At 56.1% G+C, this 22307-nt stretch carries 19 protein-coding genes and 2 pseudogenes; 14 read left to right on the top strand and 7 right to left on the bottom strand.

The genetic code is table 11. The features are described from left to right. Window positions 1–1326, bottom strand: coding sequence for an aspartate--tRNA(Asn) ligase (aspS, locus tag DW088_RS10250; RefSeq protein ID WP_118360637.1), 1326 nt, complete (start codon window positions 1324–1326; stop codon window positions 1–3). Window positions 1327–1434: 108 nt separating this feature from the next. Beyond that, window positions 1435–2880: a lipopolysaccharide biosynthesis protein gene (locus DW088_RS10245; RefSeq protein WP_147356562.1), complete on the bottom strand. Its 1446-nt coding sequence runs from the start codon at window positions 2878–2880 to the stop codon at window positions 1435–1437. A gap of 184 nt (window positions 2881–3064) precedes the next feature. Here DW088_RS10245 and csaB point away from each other — a divergent pair, with 184 nt between their 5' ends. From csaB to DW088_RS10185, 12 genes are all read left to right on the top strand, one after another. Beyond that, window positions 3065–5287 (top strand): polysaccharide pyruvyl transferase CsaB, encoded by a 2223-nt coding sequence (csaB, locus tag DW088_RS10240; protein ID WP_243029880.1) that lies wholly within the window; start codon window positions 3065–3067, stop codon window positions 5285–5287. A 124-nt stretch (window positions 5288–5411) separates the two neighbouring features. Then, window positions 5412–6599: a glycosyltransferase gene (locus DW088_RS10235; RefSeq protein WP_118360634.1), complete on the top strand. Its 1188-nt coding sequence runs from the start codon at window positions 5412–5414 to the stop codon at window positions 6597–6599. 277 nt (window positions 6600–6876) lie between these two features. Further along, window positions 6877–7368: a 5-(carboxyamino)imidazole ribonucleotide mutase gene (gene purE, locus DW088_RS10230; RefSeq protein WP_110435884.1), complete on the top strand. Its 492-nt coding sequence runs from the start codon at window positions 6877–6879 to the stop codon at window positions 7366–7368. A gap of 136 nt (window positions 7369–7504) precedes the next feature. After that, entirely contained in the window at window positions 7505–8215 is a 711-nt protein-coding gene (gene purC / locus DW088_RS10225) for a phosphoribosylaminoimidazolesuccinocarboxamide synthase (protein WP_110435883.1), read from the top strand. 42 nt (window positions 8216–8257) lie between these two features. Further along, on the top strand, window positions 8258–9730 hold the full coding sequence (gene purF, locus DW088_RS10220) for an amidophosphoribosyltransferase (RefSeq protein WP_118360633.1): 1473 nt from the start codon (window positions 8258–8260) through the stop codon (window positions 9728–9730). Between the two features lie 161 nt (window positions 9731–9891). Continuing rightward, complete coding sequence (gene purM, locus DW088_RS10215) at window positions 9892–10932, top strand: phosphoribosylformylglycinamidine cyclo-ligase (RefSeq protein ID WP_118360632.1); 1041 nt, start codon at window positions 9892–9894, stop codon at window positions 10930–10932. A gap of 150 nt (window positions 10933–11082) precedes the next feature. Then, the gene (gene purN / locus DW088_RS10210) at window positions 11083–11706 is read left to right on the top strand and encodes a phosphoribosylglycinamide formyltransferase (RefSeq protein ID WP_118360631.1); all 624 of its coding nucleotides are present in this window, start codon (window positions 11083–11085) and stop codon (window positions 11704–11706) included. Between the two features lie 17 nt (window positions 11707–11723). Then, on the top strand, window positions 11724–12437 hold the full coding sequence (locus DW088_RS10205; protein WP_117492078.1) for an IMP cyclohydrolase: 714 nt from the start codon (window positions 11724–11726) through the stop codon (window positions 12435–12437). Between the two features lie 30 nt (window positions 12438–12467). Beyond that, the gene (locus DW088_RS10200) at window positions 12468–13643 is read left to right on the top strand and encodes a phosphoribosylaminoimidazolecarboxamide formyltransferase (RefSeq protein ID WP_118360630.1); all 1176 of its coding nucleotides are present in this window, start codon (window positions 12468–12470) and stop codon (window positions 13641–13643) included. Continuing rightward, on the top strand, window positions 13643–14176 hold the full coding sequence (locus DW088_RS10195) for a hypothetical protein (RefSeq protein WP_118360629.1): 534 nt from the start codon (window positions 13643–13645) through the stop codon (window positions 14174–14176). Before DW088_RS10200 ends, DW088_RS10195 begins: the two co-directional genes overlap by 1 nt. Further along, window positions 14177–15427 carry a phosphoribosylamine--glycine ligase gene (gene purD, locus DW088_RS10190; protein ID WP_118360628.1) on the top strand — a complete coding sequence of 417 codons (1251 nt, stop codon included), beginning with the start codon at window positions 14177–14179 and terminating at the stop codon, window positions 15425–15427. 144 nt (window positions 15428–15571) lie between these two features. Continuing rightward, on the top strand, window positions 15572–16096 hold the full coding sequence (locus tag DW088_RS10185; protein ID WP_110435875.1) for a hypothetical protein: 525 nt from the start codon (window positions 15572–15574) through the stop codon (window positions 16094–16096). A gap of 291 nt (window positions 16097–16387) precedes the next feature. Here DW088_RS10185 and DW088_RS10180 read toward each other — a convergent pair. Next, a pseudogene (locus tag DW088_RS10180) lies at window positions 16388–16706 on the bottom strand (MobA/MobL family protein); the annotation flags it as partial. A 17-nt stretch (window positions 16707–16723) separates the two neighbouring features. Then, window positions 16724–17437 carry a M23 family metallopeptidase gene (locus tag DW088_RS10175; RefSeq protein WP_118360627.1) on the bottom strand — a complete coding sequence of 238 codons (714 nt, stop codon included), beginning with the start codon at window positions 17435–17437 and terminating at the stop codon, window positions 16724–16726. A gap of 357 nt (window positions 17438–17794) precedes the next feature. On the opposite strand from DW088_RS10175, the gene DW088_RS10170 reads away from it, so the two are divergent. Both DW088_RS10170 and rmuC read left to right on the top strand, forming a co-directional pair. Then, window positions 17795–18460 carry a GTP pyrophosphokinase gene (locus tag DW088_RS10170; protein WP_118286174.1) on the top strand — a complete coding sequence of 222 codons (666 nt, stop codon included), beginning with the start codon at window positions 17795–17797 and terminating at the stop codon, window positions 18458–18460. An 11-nt stretch (window positions 18461–18471) separates the two neighbouring features. Then, window positions 18472–19935: a DNA recombination protein RmuC gene (gene rmuC, locus DW088_RS10165; protein WP_243029879.1), complete on the top strand. Its 1464-nt coding sequence runs from the start codon at window positions 18472–18474 to the stop codon at window positions 19933–19935. A gap of 498 nt (window positions 19936–20433) precedes the next feature. On the opposite strand, the gene DW088_RS16320 is transcribed toward rmuC, so the two are convergent. From DW088_RS16320 to pfkB, 3 genes and pseudogenes are all read right to left on the bottom strand, one after another. Continuing rightward, complete coding sequence (locus DW088_RS16320; protein ID WP_243029878.1) at window positions 20434–20757, bottom strand: hypothetical protein; 324 nt, start codon at window positions 20755–20757, stop codon at window positions 20434–20436. Next, a pseudogene (locus DW088_RS16315) lies at window positions 20737–21139 on the bottom strand (alcohol dehydrogenase catalytic domain-containing protein); the annotation flags it as partial. The pseudogene DW088_RS16315 and the gene DW088_RS16320, both read right to left, overlap by 21 nt. Before the next feature lie 48 nt (window positions 21140–21187). Beyond that, complete coding sequence (gene pfkB / locus DW088_RS10155; RefSeq protein WP_118360626.1) at window positions 21188–22117, bottom strand: 1-phosphofructokinase; 930 nt, start codon at window positions 22115–22117, stop codon at window positions 21188–21190. Between the last annotated feature and the right edge of the window lie 190 nt (window positions 22118–22307).

Below are 22307 nucleotides of genomic sequence, written 5' to 3'. Positions count from 1 at the left end.
TTACGGCTCGAGGCGGTTCATATCACGCGGGAACATAGAAGCCTCGCGGATGTTATTCAGCCCCAGCAGCTGCATGGTCAGGCGCTCCAGACCAATGCCCAGACCGCCGTGCGGCGGCATGCCGTACTTGTGCAGCATGGTGAAGGACTCAAACAGCTCAGCGTTCATCTTGCGGGCCGCCAGCTTGTCCATCTGCTCCTGATAATCGTGGATACGCTGACCGCCGGTGGTGATCTCCAGGCCGCGGAACAGCAGGTCGAACGACAGCGCCAGCTTCGGGTCCTCCGGATCATCCTTCGCGTAGAACGGACGCTTTGCAGACGGGAAGTGCGTTACAAATACGAAATCAGAGTCGTGCTCCTCCTTTGCCCACTGGCACAGCAGCACTTCTTCGTCCGGGTTGAGGTCGTAACGGTTCTTGGACTTATGACCGAACTTCTCCTCCATGATCTGCTTGGCCTCGTGGAAGCGGATGGTCGGGATTTCCTTGATCTCCGGAACCTCAGCGTTCAGCATAGCGAGTTCCTCAGCGCAGTGCTCCTTAACGTAAGCCATAACGGACTTCAGCATGCCGGTCTCCATTGCCATTACATCGTACATGGAATCAATGTAGGCCATCTCGAAGTCCAGACCCATATACTCGTTCAGATGACGGGAGGTATTATGACGCTCTGCACGGTAAACCGAGCCGATCTCGTATACACGGCCGAATGCACCGGCGAGGTACTGCTTGTGGAACTGCGGGGACTGTGCCAGATAAGCCGGAGTGCCAAAGTAATCCAGCTTGAACAGGTTTGCGCCGCCCTCAGCGCCTGCAACTACAATCTTCGGGGTGTGGATGTGGGTGAAGCCCTGCGACTGCATGTACTGTGCAAAGCCGTCAGCGATCGCACCCTGTACGCGGAAGATCGCCTGCTTGCGCGGATGACGCAGCGTGATCGGACGCAGCGGCAGATCAACATCGAGGGACAGACCCATATACTTCTTGCCGAGCGGTACCGGCAGCTGGTCGTACGGCTTGCCGAGGATGGACAGTGCGCTCAGAACGACCTCAACGCCGTGCTCTGCACGCGGCTCCTCACGAACGGTACCGGTAACCTCGAGTACCATTGCGTCCTTAATGTCCGAACGCTTGATGCCGCCGATCTCGTCACCCTGGAAGGTGCACTGGATCAAACCGCGCTCAACGCGCATTACAACAAAAGAAAAGTCAGACATATCGCGTACACGGTGAACCGTGCCGCGGAACGTGACCTCGCTGCCGACTGCTTCGCAGACGCGCTTTACGGTGTCAACGTACTGACCCGCTTCATGAATCATTTCCATAATATTACGCCTCTCTGTTTACAATTTTCAGATAGAGTTATTGTAGCATGGATTTACTGCCGTGACAAGGTTTTACCAGTGAAATCCACGCTGTTTTGACAATTTTTCTTATCGTTTCAGCCTGCGGAGCACCGCCTGTACTTCCTCGCGGCCCTCACCGCTGACGATAATGCACACCGCATAAACGCCTGCGCCGACCACGACAGCCGCGCCAAGGCGCATGAGATTGCCGACCGGCAGCAGCGTGCACGCGAAGGCCGCCGCGCCGCACAGCAGCGCCGAAACGATGATGCGCACCAGATTGATCGGTGCCACACGGAACAGGAATCGGCTGCGCACGCGCACACAGGTAATGATAAAGTAGGACGCAAATGCGACCACCGAACCGAGCGCACCGCCGGTAAATCCAAGCGTTTTGAGCAGAATGACACTCGAAACCACCTTGATAACCGCTGCAATCGCACTGTTCTGCAGAACGTGTACGGTGGACTGCTCCAACTCATACGCCTTGTTGGCGTACTCGGTCAGGCCCATGAACAGCATGGCAAGCGCAGTATACGCGATGACCGGTGCACCGGCGGCATACTTCGCGGGGAACAGAAACCGGCTGAGCGGCAGCGCCACCGCAGTCAGACCCGCAACAGCAGGCACAGCGATCAGCAGATACAGCCGCACGCCCTGATCGAGCAGCGGCTTTGCCGCGGCTTTGCCGCCCTCACGCCAGCCGCGCAGCACGGCAGGATACACGCCGCGCATAATGCCGACCGAGATCATCGTGAACAGACCGCTCGCGATCGAGTTGTTATTCGAGTAGTATGCGTACAGAATGTTGCCGTAAAAGCCGACAACGAGGTATTTGTCGATCTGGTTGAGCAGCGCCACCGAAATGGAAACGCCCATCAGCGGTACGCCGTATTTGAGGAACCTGTTCAGCAGCGGCTTGGAGAAATATTTCAGCCGCACAACAACCGGCAGGCTGAGCGCAAACACCGCACCGATGGTGGCTACACCGTCCGCAATGGTATTGGCAAAGATAGCCGGGAACGGCGACGGATAATTCGACTTGCCGCCGACAAGCGCGAATGCAACCGCGAGCTTGAGCACCGCCGAGGTCAGCGACCACAGGATGGACGCTTTGACGCGGCCGAGCTGAATCAGCGCCGCATTGAGCACCTGAAACGCCGTGTAGGTGCAGAACATCAGCGCGCCGCCCAGATAGACCGGACTTTGCGTCACAGCCGCCGTAATGCAGCAGCCGATGGCAACAAGCACGCACAATCCCACATAGATGGTAGAAACCGTGGAGAACAGGCCGCGTCCTTCATCGGCGCGGTACTCCTCACCTACATAACGGGTGGCGGAGTTCGCCATCCAGCCCGCGAGGATGAGGTAGAGCAGCTGTATCGTAGTGTTGGTCAGGTTGAACGCGCTGACCGCACCCTCCACAAAGATGTGAGAATACAGCGAGGAACACCCGATGACGAGCAGTCCCTCGACCACCTTGGCCGGCAGGAACAGCATGGCATCGCGCGTCATGGTATTTTTAGAGGACAAAAGAAAAACCCTCACTTTCCGTCAGATAAAATCAGTATACCATGTTCTGAGCAAAAAAACAAACTTCGTTTGCCAAAATACTGCCGAAAAAGACGACATTTACCGCGTCCGAGTTTTGCAATCCCCCTGTTTTCATGGTATACTGATTATACTTGTCAAGTGGAGGTATTTGACTTTGCGAATCATGCATGTAATGGGCGGCGGCGATGTAGGCGGCGCCAAGACCCAGATTATGAATACCGTGACCGGACTCAACCGCAATAACGATGTGATGCTCATCTCGTTCCGCGCAGGTCCGTTTGCGGATGAAGCGCGCGAACGCGGCATTGATGTGCGCGTGATCGAGCGGCACAACCCATTCCGCGCGGCACGGACCATGCGCGACCTGGTAGATGCGTTCAAGCCCGATATAATTCACTGCCACGGCGGCCGTGCCAACCTGATGGGAGCCATGGTGCGCCGCAGCCGTCAGGTGCCGATTGTCACGACCGTGCACTCGGATTATCGGCTGGACTACCTCGGCAGTCCGCTCAAGCAGTACACGCTCGGCACGGCGAATGCCATTGCCCTGCGCTTTCTCGACTTCTATCAGCCGGTCGCGGACCGTATGGCACGCACGCTCATCGAGCGCGGCTTTGACCCGGAGCGCATTGTAAAAATCTACAACGGCATGGATTTTGATCGTCCGAAGGGCGAATTTGACCGTGTTGCCTATCTGCGAGACACCTACGGAGCCGAGATCGAGGACGGCGACGTGCTGTGCGGCATTGCCGCGCGTCTGACCGCCGTCAAGGATATTGCGACCACCATCCGCGGCTTTGCCGAGGCGCTGAAATCCGCGCCGCAGCTGCGCCTGTTCATCGCCGGTGACGGCGAGGACGAGGATATGCTCAAAAAGCTGTGCGACCAGCTCGGCGTGCGCGAGCGCGTGACATTCTGCGGCTGGGTATCGCCGGTCATGCCGTTCTTCCGCGCGATGGACATCAACCTGCTGTCCTCGGTGTCCGAAACTTTCCCGTACTCTATTCTCGAGGGCGTTTGTGCCGGCTGCGCGACCATCTGCTCGGATGTCGGCGGCATGCCCGAGCTCATCGACACCGGCGAAAACGGCTATATCTTCCCGGTCGGGGACGATAAGCGGCTGGCGGAATATATGGTCCGTCTGGGCAACGATGCCGAACTGCGGCAGAAATTCGCGGACGCGCTGTACGAAAAAGCCTCCCGCGATTTCTCGCGCGACAAAATGTGCGAACGTCAGATGGAAAACTACCGTCACCTTCTGGCACGGTTCCACCGTCCGAAAAACGAGCGCGAGAGCATTGTCATCTGCGGTGCTTACGGACGCGGCAACGCCGGTGACGATGCCATCCTCGAGGCCATCGTGCAGGAGATGCGCCAGCTCGATCCCGAACGCACCATCTGCGTTATGTCGCGCAGGCCGAAGGAAACGCGCCTGATCTACCGCACGAACGCCATCTATACCTTTAATGTGTTCTCCGTCCTGCGCAAGTTCCGTCATGCCGCGCTGTATATCAACGGCGGCGGCTCGCTCATGCAGGATGTTACGTCCACCCGCTCGATCTGGTACTACTGCTACACGCTGTACGCCGCCAAAAAGCGCGGCTGCAAGGTAATGATGTACGGCTGCGGCATCGGTCCGATCAACCGTCCGGGCAACCGCCGGATGGCCGCCAGAACCATTGATACATCGGTTGACCGCATCACGCTGCGCGATGACAATTCCCGCGCACTGCTTGCCGAAATGGGCGTTACCCGGCCGGATATCCGTGTTTCCGCCGACCCGACCATCATTCTGACGCCGGCGCCGCGTGAAATCGTCAATATCGCCCTCGAGCAGAGCGGCATTGACCCGAACGGAAAGTATATCGGCTTCGGTCTGCGCAACTGGAAGGGTCTGGACACGGCTCTGCCCGAAATCGCGGCTGCAGCCAACTATGCCTACGAAAAGCACGGTCTGACGCCGGTTTTCGTACCCATCGAGTTCCCGAGCGACCTCATGCCCGCAGAACGCGTCGGCGCGCTGCTGCACTGCCCGTGGCACGCCGTGCGTACCCGACAGCCCATCGAAGTCACCATCGGCATCCTCTCCCGCATGAAAACCGTGGTCGGCATCCGACTGCATTCGCTGATGTTCTCCGCCGGTCAGGGCGTTCCGGTCGTCGGCATGAGCTACGACATCAAGGTGGACGGCTTCCTGAAATATATCGGCAGCCGCACCTGCCTGCAGCTTTCGTCCGTCAAGGCAGAGCCGCTGTGCCGCCTCATCGACGAGTGCGTCTCCGGTGCGCTCGATAACGAGGTGCACCGCACAGCCGAAATGCTGAGAGAAAGAGAGTCCGAGAATGTGAAGGGTGCAGCGAAGCTGCTGAACATTTCCGAAAACTAAACCGTAGAGCGGGGTGCCTTCACCCCGCCGTCTTTACCATCTGCATACCGCTAACCACGGCGGGCTGAGGTCAGCCCGCCCTACGATATATGATAAAACAATCCACTAAAGGGGTTATATAGATATGAAGAACCACATCGTCTGTCTTTCGACAACGAACTACCATCCTCTGCCGACGCGCAAGCAGAACGTGATGAGCCGTCTGCGCAACAGCGAAATCCTGTATTTTGATCCTCCGGTGTCGCTCATCGCACCGCTCAAGGACAAAAAAGCCTCCGCATATATCGAAAAATACAAGCAGCCCGGCGAAAAAGTCGAGGGACACGAAAATATCACTGTGTACGCACTGCCGCCGGTACTGCCGTTTTTCAACAAATTCCGCTGGATCAACAAAATTAACCAGAAGCGGCAGGCGGCGTTCATCCGCGAAAAGATGCGCGAGCACGGCTTCGGTGACGAGACCGTGCTGTGGTGCTACTCGCCGTCCTCGTGCGATATTGTGGAGCACCTGCCGCATTCCAAGCTGGTATATGACTGTGTAGACCGTCATTCCGCATACAAGGGCCACATCAATCCCAAGGTTGTGGACAAGATGGAGCACGATCTGGCCAAGCCTGCCGATCAGGTATTCGCAACTGCGGTCGGTCTGGCAGAGACACTGGAAAAGATCAACCCGACCACCCAGATGATCCCGAACGGCGCGGCTTACGAGATCTTCTCGCGCGTACAGACCGAGAAGGACATCCTTCCCTGCCCGGAGGACATGAAGGATCTGCCGCATCCGATCTACGGCTTTGTCGGTATGCTGCAGGAGTGCATCGACTATGCACTGATCGAAAAGCTGGCGAAGAGCCGTCCGAACGCGACGATTTTCCTGATCGGACGCACGCTGCCGGGTGTTGACCTGACAAATCTCAAGCAGTACCCGAACATCGTATTCCACGGTCTGGTGCCGCAGCCCGAGCTGCCCGCATATCTGGCGCAGATGGACGTCTGCCTGAACGTATTCCGTGCCGGTGCGCTCTCCAAAGACGTTTCGCCGCTCAAGTTCTACGAATATCTGGCAACCGGCAAGCCGATCGTTTCCACGCGCGAGCCGCTGCAGGTCGAGGATTTCAAGGATGTGGTCTACATTGCCCGCAATCCCGAGATGTTCCTGCCGCTGTGCGATGCCGCTGCCAAGGAAAAACGTCCGGCATGGACGGAAAAACGCCTTGCCTACGGCGCGCAGTGCTCGTGGACCGAGCGCGTGCACCAGATGGAAGAGGTGCTTTACAAAAAGGGCGTTCTGCACGAAAGTGCAGAGGAGTAAAATTTATCTTTGGGCATTTACACGAATCCCGAAAAAAGCGGGTAAAATACTTGCATTAACAAGTTAAATTGGCTAAAATAAATATGTATCGTCACCGTTGGTTTTAAGAAAGAGGTGTACTCATGACCGGCAGCGTATTTTTGAACCAGACTGCAGCTGAACAGTTTTTTGTTCTCGGGCATTCGTGCATTCTCTCGGGCATCGGTGCACATAAATGAGCGATTATAGGGCACGGGTATACCCGTGCCCTCATTTGTTTTTGTAGGAGGAATAACAAATGAAAAAAGTTCTCGTTGTCATGGGATCCGACAGTGATCTCAAGGTAATGGAAAAGTGTGTTGACCGTCTGAAATCGTTCGATATTCCGACTGAGGTCCGCATCTGCTCCGCGCACCGCACCCCGGCAGCTGCCGAGCAGCTGGCGAAGAACGCGGCAGCCGAAGGCTTCGGCGTTATCATCGCGGCGGCAGGCAAGGCCGCACACCTCGGCGGTGTACTGGCGGCTTACACCACGCTTCCGGTAATCGGCGTGCCGATGGCCACCAGCGTGATGGGCGGCATGGACAGCCTGCTCTCCATCGTGCAGATGCCCAAGGGTATTCCGGTGGCAACCGTTGCGATCGACGGCGCAGACAACGCCGCCATCCTCGCAGCACAGATGATCGCCCTGTCGGATGACGCGCTGGCACAGAAGCTCGCGCAGTTCAAGGCCGATATGGCAGCGGAAGTTACCGCAAAGGACGAAAAGGTTCGCGCTCAGTTCGCGTAATCTATATAGGTATCTCTGATACCGCATCCCCGCAAGGTAAAGGCATTGGTGCTGCTCCCATTGGCAGCTTCGATGTACAACCTGCAAACAACATTGTTTCAAATTAACACTACTTATACAAATGGAGGAATTGGACATGGAAAAGAAAGAACAGCTGTACGAAGGCAAGGCTAAGAAGGTATTTGCTACCGACGATGCAAATCTCGTAATCGTTGACTACAAGGACGATGCAACCGCATTCAACGGTGAGAAGAAGGGCACCATCACCGGCAAGGGCGTTATCAACAACGTAATGAGCAATCACATGTTCCAGCTGCTCGAGCAGCAGGGCGTGCCGACCCACTTTGTTGAGCAGCTCTCCGAGCGCGAGACCCTGGTAAAGAAGGTCTCCATTGTACCGCTGGAGGTCATCATCCGCAACATTTCCGCCGGTTCCTTTGCGAAGCGTTTCGGCGTGGAAGAGGGCATCGTATTCGACGAGCCGACCATCGAGTTCTCCTACAAAAACGATGAGCTTGGCGACCCGCTCATGAACGCTTACCACGCGATCGCACTGAAGGCTGCTACCCGTGAGGAGATCGAGACCATCAAGGCAATGGCCTTCAAGGTAAACGAGGTTATGAAGCAGTACTTCGATACCCTGAACGTCATCCTCGTTGATTTTAAGCTCGAGTTCGGCAAGACTGCGGACGGCAAGATCGTTCTCGCGGACGAAATCTCTCCGGATACCTGCCGCCTGTGGGACAAGACCACCAAGGAGAAGCTGGATAAGGACCGCTTCCGTCGTGACATGGGCGGTGTCGAGGAGGCATATCAGGAGATCATGAAGCGCGTTATGGGCAAGTAAGCCCATCCGCAAGGCAAGATTCGGACAAGAAAAGGCTGAAGAATGAAATATCGTATTTTAAGAAAAAGCAGCACTCCGTTTGACAAGGTGCATGAGGAGTGCGGTGTATTCGGTATCGCAGCGCCGGAAGGCAAGGAGATTTCCGCCGCGCACGACGCGTATACCGCACTGTTTGCTCTCCAGCACCGCGGTCAGGAGGCTGCCGGTATCGCCGTAAACAAAAACGGCGTGATCCACTGCCATAAGGACACCGGTCTGGTCAGCGCCGTGTTCAATCAGGACATCCTGGACAACATGCCCGGCTCGATGGCCATCGGTCATGTGCGCTACTCCACCACCGGCGATACCCGCCGCGAGAACGCGCAGCCGATCTCCATCACCCATGTAAAGGGCAATCTCGCGGTTGCACACAACGGCAACCTCGTAAACGCAGGCGAGCTGCGCCGCGAGATCGAGCTGGACGGCGGCATTTTCCGCTCCTCGAACGACACCGAGGTTCTGGTATACACCATTGTTAAGGAACGCCTCAAGTGCGGCTCTATTGAAGAAGCCGTTATGAACACCATGCACCGCATTGAGGGTGCCTACTCTCTGGTCGTTATGTCTCCGCGCAAGCTGATCGCGGCACGCGACCCGCACGGCTTCCGTCCGCTGTGTATCGGCCTACTGGACAACGACTGCTACATTTTCGCTTCCGAGACCTGCGCTCTGGACGCGCTCGGCGCAAAGTTCATCCGCGATGTAGAGCCCGGTGAGGTCTGCGTTGTCGAAAACGGTGAGCTGCGCTCCATGCACTGCGGTATCGAGTGCAAGTCCTCCGCGTGCGTATTCGAGTACATTTACTTTGCCCGTCCGGACTCCATCATCGACGGTGCATCGGTTGAACTGGCCCGTCAGGAGGCCGGCAAGTATCTGTCCATCGAGCATCCGGTCGGCGCTGATGTGGTTATCGGCGTACCGGATTCCGGTATTCCGGCAGCGATCGGCTACGCAAAGTTCTCCGGCATTCCGTACGGCGTGGGTCTCATCAAGAACCGCTATATCGCCCGCACCTTTATCCAGCCGGGTCAGGACAAGCGCGAGCGCTCGGTGCGTCTCAAGCTGAACGCCCTGCGCACCGCCATTGAGGGCAAGCGCGTGATCATGGTCGATGACTCCATCGTCCGCGGTACGACCTGCGGCCGTCTGGTAAAGCTGCTGCGCGATGCAGGCGCGGCTGAGGTTCACATGAGAATTTCGGCGCCACCGTTCCGTCATCCCTGCTTCTTCGGCACAGATATTCCGGAGCGCAACCAGCTTCTCGCCCACAACCGCACGGTTGAGGAAATGCGCGAGATCATCGGCGTGGATTCGCTCGGTTTCCTGTCGCTCGAGGCCTGCCGCAAGATCGCAGTCGGCTGCAAGCTGGGCTTCTGCGATGCATGCTTCTCCGGAGAGTACCCGATTCCGGTACCCGAGCAGGTGGATAAGAACATGTTCGAGATCGAGATTCCGCTCCCCTCTAACAAAGACTAACTTTTGAATTGAGAATGGAAAATGGAGAATGGAGAATTGCGGTACGGCGCACCGCGCCGCATAAAACAATCGCGCATTGCGCGAATCCGCAATTTTCCATTTTCAATTCTCAATTTTCCATTTTTTCCGTTCATACGATAAATGAAAGTGAGATGTAAAACATGAGTGTAAGCCGTTCTGAAAGCTACAAGGCTGCCGGCGTTGACGTTACCGCAGGCTATGAAGCGGTCAAGCTGATGAAGCCGATGGTAGAAAGCACCTTTACCAAGGGCGTTATGGGCACGCTCGGCGGCTTCGGCGGCCTGTTCCGTCCGGAGTTCAAGGGCATGAAGGATCCGATCCTCGTTTCCGGTACGGATGGCGTCGGCACCAAGCTCAAGCTGGCGTTCCTGATGGACAAGCATGACACCGTTGGCATCGACTGCGTTGCCATGTGCGTAAACGATATCGCCTGCTGCGGTGCACAGCCGCTGTTCTTCCTCGACTATGTTGCAGTCGGCAAGAACCATCCGGAGAAGATCGCACAGATGGTTTCCGGTATCGCAGAGGGCTGCCGTCAGGCAGGCTGCGCGCTGATCGGCGGCGAAACCGCTGAAATGCCGGGCTTCTATCCGGAAAACGAGTACGATATGGCCGGCTTCTCTGTCGGCATGGTCGATAAGGAAAAGATGATCGACGGCACCGGCATCAAGGCCGGCGACGCGCTGATCGGTGTAGCGTCCTCCGGCGTACACTCCAACGGCTATTCTCTGGTTCGCAAGACGCTCGGCATCAACGAGAAGTCGGTTCGCCGCTACATCGACGAGTTCGGCAAGACCCTCGGCGAAGAGCTGCTGACCCCGACCAAGATCTACGTTAAGGCGATCCAGTCCCTGATGGGCAAGGTTGAGGTTAAGGGCATCAGCCATATCACCGGCGGCGGCTTCTATGAGAATGTACCGCGCATGCTGCCGGCAGGCATCGTTGCCAAGATCGAGAAGGCTGCTATGCCGGTTCCGCCGGTATTCGACCTGATCGCAAAGACCGGCAAGATTCCGGAGCGCGACATGTACAACACCTTCAACATGGGCGCCGGTCTGGTTCTGGCCGTTGCCGCTGAGGACGCTTCCCGCGCGGTTGCAGCAATTTCCGCTGCAGGCGAGCAGGCTTATGTTATCGGCGAGTGCGTAAACAGCGCCGAAAAGGGCGTAGAACTCGTTTAAGTAAATTGAAAATGGAGAATTGAGAATTGGCGCTATCCTTGCGCGGGTTTCGTCCGCGCTGCGTGGTTCAGTGCAAAGCGATGTGTTGAATAATCGCGTTCTGCACGAATCCACAATTCTCCATTTCATTTGTTTTTTGGAGAAAAATAAATGACAAAAATTGCAGTTTTGGTTTCGGGCGGCGGCACAAACCTGCAGGCGCTCATTGACGCACAGCAGGCGGGCAAGATCGAAAACGGACAGATTTCGCTCGTGGTTTCGTCCAACCCGAAGGCGTATGCACTCGAGCGTGCCGCAAAAGCGGCTATTCCCTCCGAGGTGCTGCGCCGCAGGGACTTTTCCGACGCGGAAGAGTACGGCAAGGCGCTTACCGCTCTGCTGGAGAACGCAGACATCGGTCTGATCGTGCTCGCAGGCTTCATGACCGTCCTGCCGGACAGCTTCTGCCGCCATTTCGAAAACCGCATTATCAACGTACATCCCTCGCTCATCCCCTCCTTCTGCGGAGAGGGCTTCTACGGTCTGCGCGTGCATGAAGCCGCGTTGGCAAAAGGGGTAAAGGTTACCGGTGCGACCGTGCATTTTGTATCCGAAGTGGTAGACGGCGGCGCAATCATCGCGCAGAAGGCCGTTGAAGTGGAAGATGGCGACACACCGGAGACCTTGCAGAAACGCGTCATGCAGAACGCGGAGTGGATTCTTCTGCCGCAGGCAGTATCCGACTTCTGCGCAGGCAGACTGCGCGTGGACGGCGCTATCGTCCATAAAAACTGAACAGGAGTGACAGCATTATGAGCAAGAATGTTTTTGACATCAGCCAGGAGCTGATGAGCAACGCATATCCCGGCCGCGGCATTATTCTCGGCCGCACCCCGGATAATAAAAAGAATGTTATCGCCTACTTCATCATGGGCCGCTCGGAGAACAGCCGCAACCGCGTGTTCACCGAAACCGAGGACGGTATCCGCACGGAGGCATTTGACCCGTCCAAGATGGTCGATCCCTCGCTGATCATCTATCATCCGGTGCGCCTGTACAACGGCACCCTGGTCGTTACCAACGGCGACCAGACCGATACCATCGTGGACTATCTCAAGCAGGGCAAGAGCTACTTTGAGGCGCTCCGCACCCGCCAGTTTGAGCCGGACGCCCCCAACTACACCTCCCGCATTTCGGGCGTTGTCAATCCGGACGGCTCCTACAGCCTGTCCATCCTCAAGAACTTCACCTCGGACCGCACCGCCAACAAGCGTTTTTTCTATGAGTACGATAAGCCGGTTGCCGGTCTGGGCCATTTCATCCATACCTATCAGTGCGACGGCGATCCGCTGCCGCCGTTCCGCGGCGAGCCGAAGTGCATCCGCATCGAGCTGCCCATTCACGAGTTCACCAACCTGCTCTGGAACAGCCTGAACGAGCAGAACAAGGTTTCGCTGTTCGTGCGCTACGTCGATCTGGAGACCGGCGAAGTTGAGCAGGAAATCCGCAACAAGAACGCAGAATAACTGCGGCCTGATGAGCAGAAAGGACTATTTATGAAAGAATTAGCCTTAAAGTACGGCTGCAACCCCAACCAGAAGCCGGCCCGCATTTTTATGACCGAGGGCGAGCTTCCGATTGAGGTACTCAACGGCAAGCCGGGTTATATCAACTTCTGTGACGCATTCAACTCTTGGCAGCTCGTCCGTGCGCTGAAAAAGGCGACCGGCCTGCCCGCAGCTGCGTCCTTCAAGCACGTTTCTCCGGCCGGTGCCGCGCTCGGCAAGCCGCTGACCGATGTTGAGCGTCAGATGTACTTTGTTGACACCGACAAGGAGCTGTCCCCGATTGCATGCGCTTACATCCGTGCACGCGGCGCTGACCGTCTGTGCTCCTACGGTGACTGGGCGGCGCTGTCCGATACCTGCGACGCAGACACCGCTTCCTACCTCGCACACGAGGTTTCCGACGGCATCATCGCACCGGACTTCACCGCTGAGGCCCTCGAGATCCTCAAGACCAAGCGCAAGGGCGGCTACAACGTTGTCAAGATCGACCCGAACTACGAGCCAAAGCCGATCGAGCAGCGCGACATTTTCGGCATCCGCTTTGAGCAGGGCTACAACAACTACGAGATTAACGAGAGCCTGCTCACCAACATCGTTACCGAGAACAAGAATCTGCCGGAGAGCGCAAAGCACGACATGATCCTTGCACTCATCACCCTGAAGTACACCCAGTCCAACTCGGTCTGCTACGTCAAGGACGGCATGACCATCGGTGTCGGCGCAGGTCAGCAGAGCCGCATCCACTGCACGCGCCTCGCGGGCAACAAGGCCGACAACTGGTTCGTTCGTCAGCATCCGAAGGTTCTCGGTCTGCAGTTTGTTGACGGCATCCGCCGCCCGGATCGCGACAACGCGATCGACGTTTACACCTCGGACGAGTACGAGGACGTACTGGCTGAAGGCGTATGGCAGAAGACCTTCAAGGTAAAGCCGGAGGTGCTCACCGCTGAGGAAAAGAAGGCGTGGATTGCAAAGAACACCGGCGTAACCGTTGGTTCGGACGCATTCTTCCCGTTCGGCGACAATGTAGAGCGCGCACGCAAGTCCGGCGTGGAGTACATTGTACAGCCGGGCGGCTCCATCCGTGACGACAACGTAATCGAGACCGCGAACAAATACGGCATCACGATGGCGTTCACCGGCATGCGTCTGTTCCATCACTAATGAAACTGCTGAAAGGCTATTATGCCTACTTAGCCGTATCCGGCGGACTGCTGCTCAGTCTGGCCGCGCAGCACAACTGGGCACTGCAGATACTGGCGTTCGCGCTGGTGTCTGCCGGTGCGCTGTCCGTGCAGAATGCGTCCCGCTGGTATATGCGCGCGAGCATTGCCGCGGACGTGACGATGGCGTTCAAGCTCATCCTCGGTCCGGCAGTCATCCCGCCCTGTCTGCTGCGGATTGTGCTGCAGTATGCGGCGCTCGTGCCGCTGCTGCTCACCGGCTGCATGCTGCTGATGGGTGTCAAAGACCAGATGCACAAGATCGAGCACAGCACGCTGCCCGAATGGGTTTTGCTGGTGATCTGGAGCGCGGGCTACATTCTTGTGCTCGTGAGCGCACCCGGCTGGCTGAACGACTATCTGTTTAACACCGTCTGGACGCTGGCCAATACCTGCATCTCCATCGGCACAGTAGCACTGATCGTAGAAATGTTCCGCGCACAGCGCATATACCTACAAACGGAGGAACAATAAATGAAAGTTTTGGTTATCGGCGGCGGCGGCCGTGAGCACGCCATCGTCCATACATTGAAGAAGAGCCCCAAGGTTGACCACATCTGGTGTGCGCCGGGCAACGGCGGCATTGCCGCTGAGGCAGAGTGCGTACCGATTAAGGCAACCGACATCGACGGCATGGTTGCTTTCGCCAAGGAGCACAAGCCGGATCTCGTTATGGTCGCACCGGACGACCCGCTTGCACTCGGCATGGTAGACGCGCTCGAGGCCGCAGGCATCCGTGCCTTCGGTCCGCGCAAGAACGCCGCTATTATTGAGGGCAGCAAGTCCTTTGCCAAGGATCTGATGCAGAAATACAGCATTCCGACCGCTGGCTACGCCGTTTTTGAGAACTCGGCGGATGCCATCGCGTACATCAAGAAGAACGGCGCGCCAATCGTTGTCAAGGCGGACGGCCTTGCGCTCGGCAAGGGTGTTACCGTTGCCATGACCGAGGAAGAAGCCATCGAGGCGGTCAAGGACGCGATCGACGGCGGCGCATTCGGCGGCGCCGGTGCGCGTGTCGTTATCGAGGAGTTCCTCACCGGCCCTGAGGTTTCCGTGCTCGCCTTCGTAGACGGCAAACACCTCAAGACCATGCCGTCCGCACAGGATCACAAGCGTGCCTACGATCATGACGAAGGCCCGAACACCGGCGGTATGGGCGCATTCTCGCCGTCCCGCTTCTACACCGACGACATTGCTGCCGAGTGCATGGAGACCATCTTCAAGCCGACTGTTGCAGCCATGGAGAAGGAAGGCCGTCCGTTCAAGGGCGTGCTGTACTTCGGTCTGATGCTGACCCCGAAGGGCCCGCGTGTTATCGAGTACAACGCTCGTTTCGGCGACCCGGAGACGCAGGCTGTTCTGTCCCGACTGGACACCGACCTGTTCGACATCTTCAATGCCGTTATCGACGAAAAGCTCGAGGATATCGACATCAAGTGGGCGGACAATGCCGCCTGCTGCGTCTGCATGGCGTCCGGCGGCTATCCGAAGTCCTACGAAAAGGGCAAGGAGATCACCGGTCTGGACGATGTGACGGATTCGTTCGTATTCCACGCAGGCACCGCCGTCAAGGACGGCAAGCTGGTAACGAACGGCGGCCGCGTGCTCGGCGTAACGGCTACCGCACCGACCCTTGACGAAGCCATCCAGAAGGCTTATGCCGATGTCAAAAAGATTCACTTTGACAAGGTGCATTACCGCACGGATATTGGCGTAAAGTAAAAAATTGAAAATGTAAAATGGAGAATGGAGAATGGCGGTATCCGGCTGTGCCGGATTATTCAATACGCGCAATGCGCGTTCCGCAATTTTCCATTTTCCATTCTCAATTCTCAATTATTCATGAAAGAATGAGGAAAAGAAAGAATGAAAATCGAACAGCAAAATCAGATTTTAGGCTGCATGAACGATGTTCTCAACCAGAACGGCTTCCGTGCGGAAATCATGCAGAAGGACGGCGCACCGACCATTCTGCGCTGCGAGGCAATGCGTCAGGGCAAGGTTGCCAAGGACGTTGTGATTGAAGCCTGCTTCATCCCGATGCAGTTGCCCGCAGAGGACATGGGTCTGCTGCAGTTCTTCGTTACGCTGTTTCAGGGTGCCCCGGAAAACAACAAGGTGCAGCTTCGTCATGCGTGCGATTACTGCAACAACTTCTGTGCGCTCGGCTCGTTCGGCTTCTTTGAGGAGGCCGGTCAGATTTACCTCAAGCACAACACTCTGGTGGACGGCTCCCTCGAGCTCGAGAAAATCATTCCGTTTGTGGCGGATAACATTTCCGTGCTGATTGCGGCAGTCTCCCGCTTCATCGACGGTCTGGCGCAGATTGCCTATGCAGGCATGACGCTCGACGCTGTTATCGAGCAGGACTTGTTCCCGAAGCTCGGCTGAAAAGCATAAAAACACCGCAGAGTAAGGCTTAACCGTCGTAAGGAACGATAAGTCCTGCGGTTAGGGCAGAGAACGGCGTGACCGTTAAGGTCACGCCGTTTTTTGCGTCCAAGGGTAGATTCTGCAATCATGGGTTCTGCCAGTGCGGGGATTTCCACATGGTCCCTTTCAAGAATCCGCGAAATCTGCTCTGGGCCTTTGCCGTCAATGCAGAGGTCAAAGACGCGCTTGACAATCTAGGCAGCATCCTCATCCAGAATCCACTTGTCCTTGCCGCTGCTCGTTGCCCTATCTGCCGTGTTCGTCCAAAGGGCGAATGGGACACAATGACATGAAAGTGCGGATTGGAAATGCCGACGTCCTCCTTGTCGAGAGAATGAACGGCAAAGTCCACTACCATACCCCGGCTCACAAAGTTCTCCAACAAAAATTGCCTTGCCAGAGCGATGTTCTCCTGCATGGAAAACTCGTTCTGCAAGGCAATGTCAAAGCTGTACGCAAGCTGCGCTTTCTTTTCGCATTCGGCTTTCTCCACCGCGTTCCAGAGGGTTTCACGGTCTGCATACTCCGATGGCGCATGCGATGGCAACAGGATTTCAGAGCAGCGGACGCACAGTCTGTGTCGATTTACTCCGGCTCATCCTCATCGAGCAGCGTGAGTACATCAATCGGCGCGTCATTCTGCGTCACCTGCACATGCACATGGGTGCCGAGTGCGGATTCTGCGGGAATGCTGTCCGCGCACACGCCGAGCGCCTCACCGGCGGAGACAACCTGTCCTTCCTGCACGCGTACATCGTCCATGCCGCAGTACGACGAGGTCAGACCGTTAGTATGCGTCAGCGTCACGCAGGTGCCGTACAGGCCATCCTCGGCAATCTGCTGCACAGTGCCGTCGGTCAGTGCGAGCACGGTTTCGCCGGCTTCGGCAGAGAAGTCCGTGCCGGCATGAACACGCCAGTCGCCCATAGTCGGCTGGAACAGCAGCGTGTCACCCGAAAACGGCGTCAGCACGGCTCCGGACACCGGCCGCACATACACAGGGGCGCTGACCGTCACCGCCGGTTCCGGCTCTGCCGCCGCGACCGGCTGTTCCTCGATCACCGGCTCGGGTTCCTGCTCCTGCTGCGGAACAGTAGCCGGTTCGGTCGGTGCTTCTGCGGTCGAGTCGGCCGGTGCGATGATAGGCATGCCGGTGTCCGGCTCGACCGCGTTCTGCCGGTGTGCATTGCCCCAGATCACCCATGCGGATGCGGCGATGATGAGCGCACACAGCGAAAGAATGGTGTAGAATCCGCGGGTAGAGAGCGCCGCGGTGTGTTTGGATTGATATTGCTTCATGTCCCTTTACCTCCGTTGCTGACAGTATGGTCGGCTGCCGCGGAAAATATACGCGTCAATGAAAATTTGCCGCACAGCGAACACTTCATCGGCAGATACCGGATAGCCCACAAAAGGGGAGACGTCTGCGGATTGTACCCAATCGCCGAATGTGGTATACTATAGCAGTTCAGACAAATACTGCAACAAGTGCGCGCATACAGCACGCAAATACCATCGTCAATTTCACTTGACATGCGACAGCATGCCTGCGTAAAATTTTCTTGCTCTTTACGCGCTGTACACGCTGCTTTTGCTGCATTATTTATCTGAACTGCTATAAACAAAGAAAAGAGAAACGCAAGGAGGGTAAAGACTATGGAACTGGCTGACTTTTTTGCGATTGATCGGCTGTCGCAGCACGATGAGGAACTGCTGATCGAATCCGCGATGCAAATGCAGCAGATGATGCTGCTGTACGAATCCGGCATCCGTGAGATCAAGACCAAGCTGGATATTCTAAGCGATGAGTCGCGTATTTCGGGCAAGCCAAGCCCGATTGATTCGATCAAAAGCCGCATCAAAAGCCCGCGCAGCATTATCAGCAAGCTCAAGCGGCGCGGATTCCCGATCACGCTGCAGTCCATGATAGACAATCTGAACGATATTGGCGGTATCCGCGTGATCTGTCCGTTTATCGAGGATATTTACACAGTAGCGGACATGCTCATGCGGCAGGATGACTTGACGCTGATCGAGAAGAAGGACTACATTGCCAATCCCAAGCCGAACGGCTACCGCAGCCTGCATCTGATCCTCGAGGTGCCGATTTTCCTCGCGGAACGCACGCAACCGGTACGCATAGAACTGCAGATTCGCACGATGGCGATGGATTTCTGGGCCAGCCTGGAGCACCAGCTGCGCTATAAATCCGATGTGGAGATTCCGGAGCATGTATCCGATGATTTGAAGAAGTGTGCGGATGTTATTGCGGAGACCGATCAGGAGATGCAGCGCATCGCAAAAGAACTGAAAGTGCTGTAAAAGGAGAAATTATGCAATACATACCCATTATAACCATGGTTCTGGTTGTTATTCTGCTGGGACTGGTCATCGTTCTGCTGACCCGCAAGCCGGAAAAGCCGGAACTTCCGCAGCAGATTGACCCAACCGCATCCATTACTGCGCTCGGTACGCTCGTGACACAAAACCTGCGCGAAGGCCGGGAAGCACAAAGCAATCAGCTTTCCGCGATGGACAAGAGCCTTGGCGACAAAATGAGCGGTCTGACCGATCAGCTCGGTCGGTTTGAGACGCGTCTGCAGGGCTTTACGGCGGAAACAACGCAGAATCTGACCAATATCCGCGAAACCGTGGACAAAAACCTGCACACCTTCACGGGTGAGACAAAACAGAATCTGGAAACTATCCGCAGCACGATGGACAAGAATCTGCACACCTTCACCGGCGAAACCAAACAGGATTTGGAAACTATCCGCGAAACGGTAGATAAAAATCTGCACACCTTCACGGGTGAGACCAAGCAGGATTTGGAGAACATCCGCGTTACAGTGGATAAAAACCTGCGTGCCATGCAGGAGGACAACAACAAAAAGCTGGACGATATGCGTCAAATTGTAGACGAAAAGCTGCAGAAAACGCTGTCTGAGCGCATGAATGAGTCATTCAAGCTGGTCAACGAGCGTTTGGAGCAGGTTTACAAGGGCCTCGGTGAGATGCAGACGCTGGCACAGGGTGTCGGTGATTTGAAGAAGGTGCTCACCAATGTCAAGACCCGCGGCATTGTGGGTGAGATTCAGCTGGGCGCGATCCTCGAGGATATTCTCGCGCCCGAGCAGTACGAAACCAACGTGGCGACCGTGCCGAACAGCCGCAATGTGGTCGAGTATGCGGTCAAGCTGCCCGTTGAGGACGGCAGCTTTGTCTGGCTGCCGATCGACTCCAAGTTCCCGGGAGACACCTACGGGGCGCTCCGTGATGCGTACGAGGAAGGCTCGCGCGAGCAGATTGACGCATGCGTCAAGCAGCTGATCGCCACTCTGAAATCCGAGGCGAAGGACATTCACGACAAGTATCTTGCACCGCCGCATACGACCGAGTTCGGCATCATGTTCCTGCCCTTCGAGGGACTGTATGCCGAAGCTGTCAGCCGCGGCATGGTGGAGATTCTGCAGCGGGACTACCATGTCAATCTGGCCGGTCCGAGCACGATGGCAGCGCTGCTGAACAGCCTGCAGATGTCGTTCCGCACGATTGCGATTCAGAAGCGCTCGGGTGAGGTCTGGAGCGTTCTGGGTGCGGTCAAGACCGAGTTTGACAAGTTTGAAGCCTGCCTGACGCAGACGCAGAACCGACTCGATCAGGCGAGCCGCGAGCTGGATAAGCTGGTCGGTACGCGCACGCGCGCTATCCGCCGCAAGCTGAAGGGCGTTACCGAACTCAGCGAGAGCGAAACGCAGAAGGTTCTGGATATCGGCACCGATTCGGAAGAAGAGTGAAGCGCTGAGCGGAAAGAGATTCTCAACCGCTTTCTCGGCAAAAGAAAACACCGCAGAGCAAGGCTTAATAGTGATAAAGTACTATTTAGCTTTGCGAGGGGCAGAGAACGGTGTGACCACAATGGTCACGCCGTTTTTCTGCGTCCAGGGGTAGATTTCGCAACGACTCCATCCCAAACTTTGTGTGTCTACAATCTCTACTACGCCGCAATCTAATTTCCCTCGCTCTATCATTTTGCATCACCTATTTCATTTACCTCATATACGAGAAAAAGCCCAGCTTTTGCTGAGCTTTTCGACTCTCGTACTTCGTGCGGCGCACGCATAAAATAGAATTTGCGGAGCAAATTCATAAATTCCGAGAGCATGTATCTCGGAATTTATACAAGGGAAGAAAAAATGTGCCTGCAAGGCGCGATTTTTCTTCGAAATTCGATCGAAAGCGTGGTTTCGATCGAGAGGCTGCTCGGAAAACGTTAGTTTTTCGACAGCCTCCGGTTATTTCGTTTGAAATAACCGGTTTTTCTTATTTTCTGATTCTGTTAAAAGTTTTTGTTCCGATTTGCGAGGGGCAATATACAGATACTGCCGCCGTATCGGCGTATGAGCCGAATATCTGACTTTAACCCCAAAAGAAACCCTATCTGTTCCAACAACAGACAGGGTTTTCTCACTGTTACAGCACCTTTTTTGCCGCCCGGAATCTTTGGCAGATTGAGCGTAGTCGCGGCCGAGCACGGCGCTGCACAGCTCTACCACGGCTGCGACCGGTGCATAGCAGAATACATCGTCGAAGCCGGTGCCGCCCTTTTTAATACCCATTTCGTGGTGATAAACACCTATCTTGGTGTGATAAGCGGCGTTAAGCACCGACCGAGCAGCTCATCGTCTCCGCAAAAGACGCCTCGCAGTAAGCGCGGGCTGCAGCGTGAACTTCATGCCCGGCTTGAATTTATCCTGATGCCTCGCGCCAACCTTGACGATATCGCCCGCGAACTCGTGGCCCATGACGGCCGGATGCTCAGCTACATCGGGATGCACGCGCTTGTGCTCGGTGCCGAGGATGGCACACTTGTAGGTGGACATACAGATGCTGTCGGATACGACCTTGACCAGAATCTCATCATCGCGGATTTCCGGCAGTTCAAAGGTGTCCAGACGCAGGATCATTCGCAGCATGCAGACGTACAGCCCTTGCTTTCATAATAAAACTCTCCTTCACCATATCTTAAAACACGATAGATTTCAACAATTACAGCTTGGAAAAGCGTACTTTCGGAAGCAGCGCCTCGATAACCGAGCGCTCGGCGGCCTGTGTGCCGCTGCACATGACATTAGCGGCTCCGGTTGCAGTCGAGAGACGGACCGCATTCTCCTCGCTCATATCCTGCGACTCGGCATACGCCAGCGCGGCCACCACGCTGTCACCCGCACCGACCGTACTGCCGACCGGAACCGTGAGTCCCTCAGCGTAAATCGTGCTGCCCTTGCGCAGATACAGCGCACCGCGGTCGCCCAGCGAGATAACCACCCGTTCGATACCGCTCTCCAGCAGCTTTTGACCTTCTGCGGTCAGTTCTTCGATGGTTTCCAGTTTTCTGCCCGCCAGACGCGACAGTTCATCATCATTCGGCTTGATGAGGTACGGCGCGGCCTTTAAGCCTTCCGCCAGTAAAGCGCCGTCCGCATCGAGGAACACCCGCGCACCTGCGTTTTTGCATGCGCTCGTCCACACGCGATAGGTTTCCTGCGGTGCGCCCTTCGGCAAGCTGCCCGCCAGCACCACAATGTCGCCTGCGTGCACCTCAGCCAGAAGGTCGTTCAGCAGCGCATCTAAATCTGCATTCGTAACGGTCAGACCCGGCTCGTTGATGTCGGTATTCGTGTGGCCGACCCGGTCGATGATTTTGATATTCGTGCGGGTCTGCCCCTCAACGAACCGGAACTGCGTGGTGAAATTCTCGTTTTCGAGCAGCTTTTCAAGCGTTCTGCCGCTCTCACCGCCCAGAATGCCGACGGCGCGGCTCTCGCCGCCCAGCTTGGCAATCACTTTGCTCACGTTAATGCCCTTGCCGCCGGGATCCGTGCGCATTTCCGTGATGCGGTTGACCGTGTCAAGCGCAATACCCGGAATTTCTACCGTTTTATCCAATGCGGGGTTGAGTGTTACCGTATAGATCATGGAATGACCCCTTCCATATATTTGAAACTGTTGAAACAAAAGCTATAATCAAAATAGCAACAGTCCGTATAAGCGTCAATCTGTTATTTCAACAAATAATCCCTTTCGTTTTTGTAAGGAATCACAAGAGCACATTCTCCCTGTAAATTCTGTTCTGCGTGCAAAAGGAGCGGCAATGCAGATGAAGTGC

It is taken from the genome of Butyricicoccus sp. AM05-1, from assembly GCF_003474415.1.
Classification (GTDB): domain Bacteria; phylum Bacillota; class Clostridia; order Oscillospirales; family Butyricicoccaceae; genus Agathobaculum; species Agathobaculum butyriciproducens.
Note: the sequence above shows the minus strand (reverse complement) of the source record. Positions and strands in the feature narration are given on the sequence as shown.

Coding starts and splice junctions, on each gene's coding strand:
- aspS (WP_118360637.1), bottom strand. CDS start 1,326: ATGGAAATGATTCATGAAGCGGGTCAGTACGTTGACACCGTAAAGCGC.
- csaB (WP_243029880.1), top strand. CDS start 3,065: ATGCATGTAATGGGCGGCGGCGATGTAGGCGGCGCCAAGACCCAGATT.
- DW088_RS10235 (WP_118360634.1), top strand. CDS start 5,412: ATGAAGAACCACATCGTCTGTCTTTCGACAACGAACTACCATCCTCTG.
- purE (WP_110435884.1), top strand. CDS start 6,877: ATGAAAAAAGTTCTCGTTGTCATGGGATCCGACAGTGATCTCAAGGTA.
- purC (WP_110435883.1), top strand. CDS start 7,505: ATGGAAAAGAAAGAACAGCTGTACGAAGGCAAGGCTAAGAAGGTATTT.
- purF (WP_118360633.1), top strand. CDS start 8,258: ATGAAATATCGTATTTTAAGAAAAAGCAGCACTCCGTTTGACAAGGTG.
- purM (WP_118360632.1), top strand. CDS start 9,892: ATGAGTGTAAGCCGTTCTGAAAGCTACAAGGCTGCCGGCGTTGACGTT.
- purN (WP_118360631.1), top strand. CDS start 11,083: ATGACAAAAATTGCAGTTTTGGTTTCGGGCGGCGGCACAAACCTGCAG.
- DW088_RS10205 (WP_117492078.1), top strand. CDS start 11,724: ATGAGCAAGAATGTTTTTGACATCAGCCAGGAGCTGATGAGCAACGCA.
- DW088_RS10200 (WP_118360630.1), top strand. CDS start 12,468: ATGAAAGAATTAGCCTTAAAGTACGGCTGCAACCCCAACCAGAAGCCG.
- DW088_RS10195 (WP_118360629.1), top strand. CDS start 13,643: ATGAAACTGCTGAAAGGCTATTATGCCTACTTAGCCGTATCCGGCGGA.
- purD (WP_118360628.1), top strand. CDS start 14,177: ATGAAAGTTTTGGTTATCGGCGGCGGCGGCCGTGAGCACGCCATCGTC.
- DW088_RS10185 (WP_110435875.1), top strand. CDS start 15,572: ATGAAAATCGAACAGCAAAATCAGATTTTAGGCTGCATGAACGATGTT.
- DW088_RS10175 (WP_118360627.1), bottom strand. CDS start 17,437: ATGAAGCAATATCAATCCAAACACACCGCGGCGCTCTCTACCCGCGGA.
- DW088_RS10170 (WP_118286174.1), top strand. CDS start 17,795: ATGGAACTGGCTGACTTTTTTGCGATTGATCGGCTGTCGCAGCACGAT.
- rmuC (WP_243029879.1), top strand. CDS start 18,472: ATGCAATACATACCCATTATAACCATGGTTCTGGTTGTTATTCTGCTG.
- DW088_RS16320 (WP_243029878.1), bottom strand. CDS start 20,757: ATGGGTATTAAAAAGGGCGGCACCGGCTTCGACGATGTATTCTGCTAT.
- pfkB (WP_118360626.1), bottom strand. CDS start 22,117: ATGATCTATACGGTAACACTCAACCCCGCATTGGATAAAACGGTAGAA.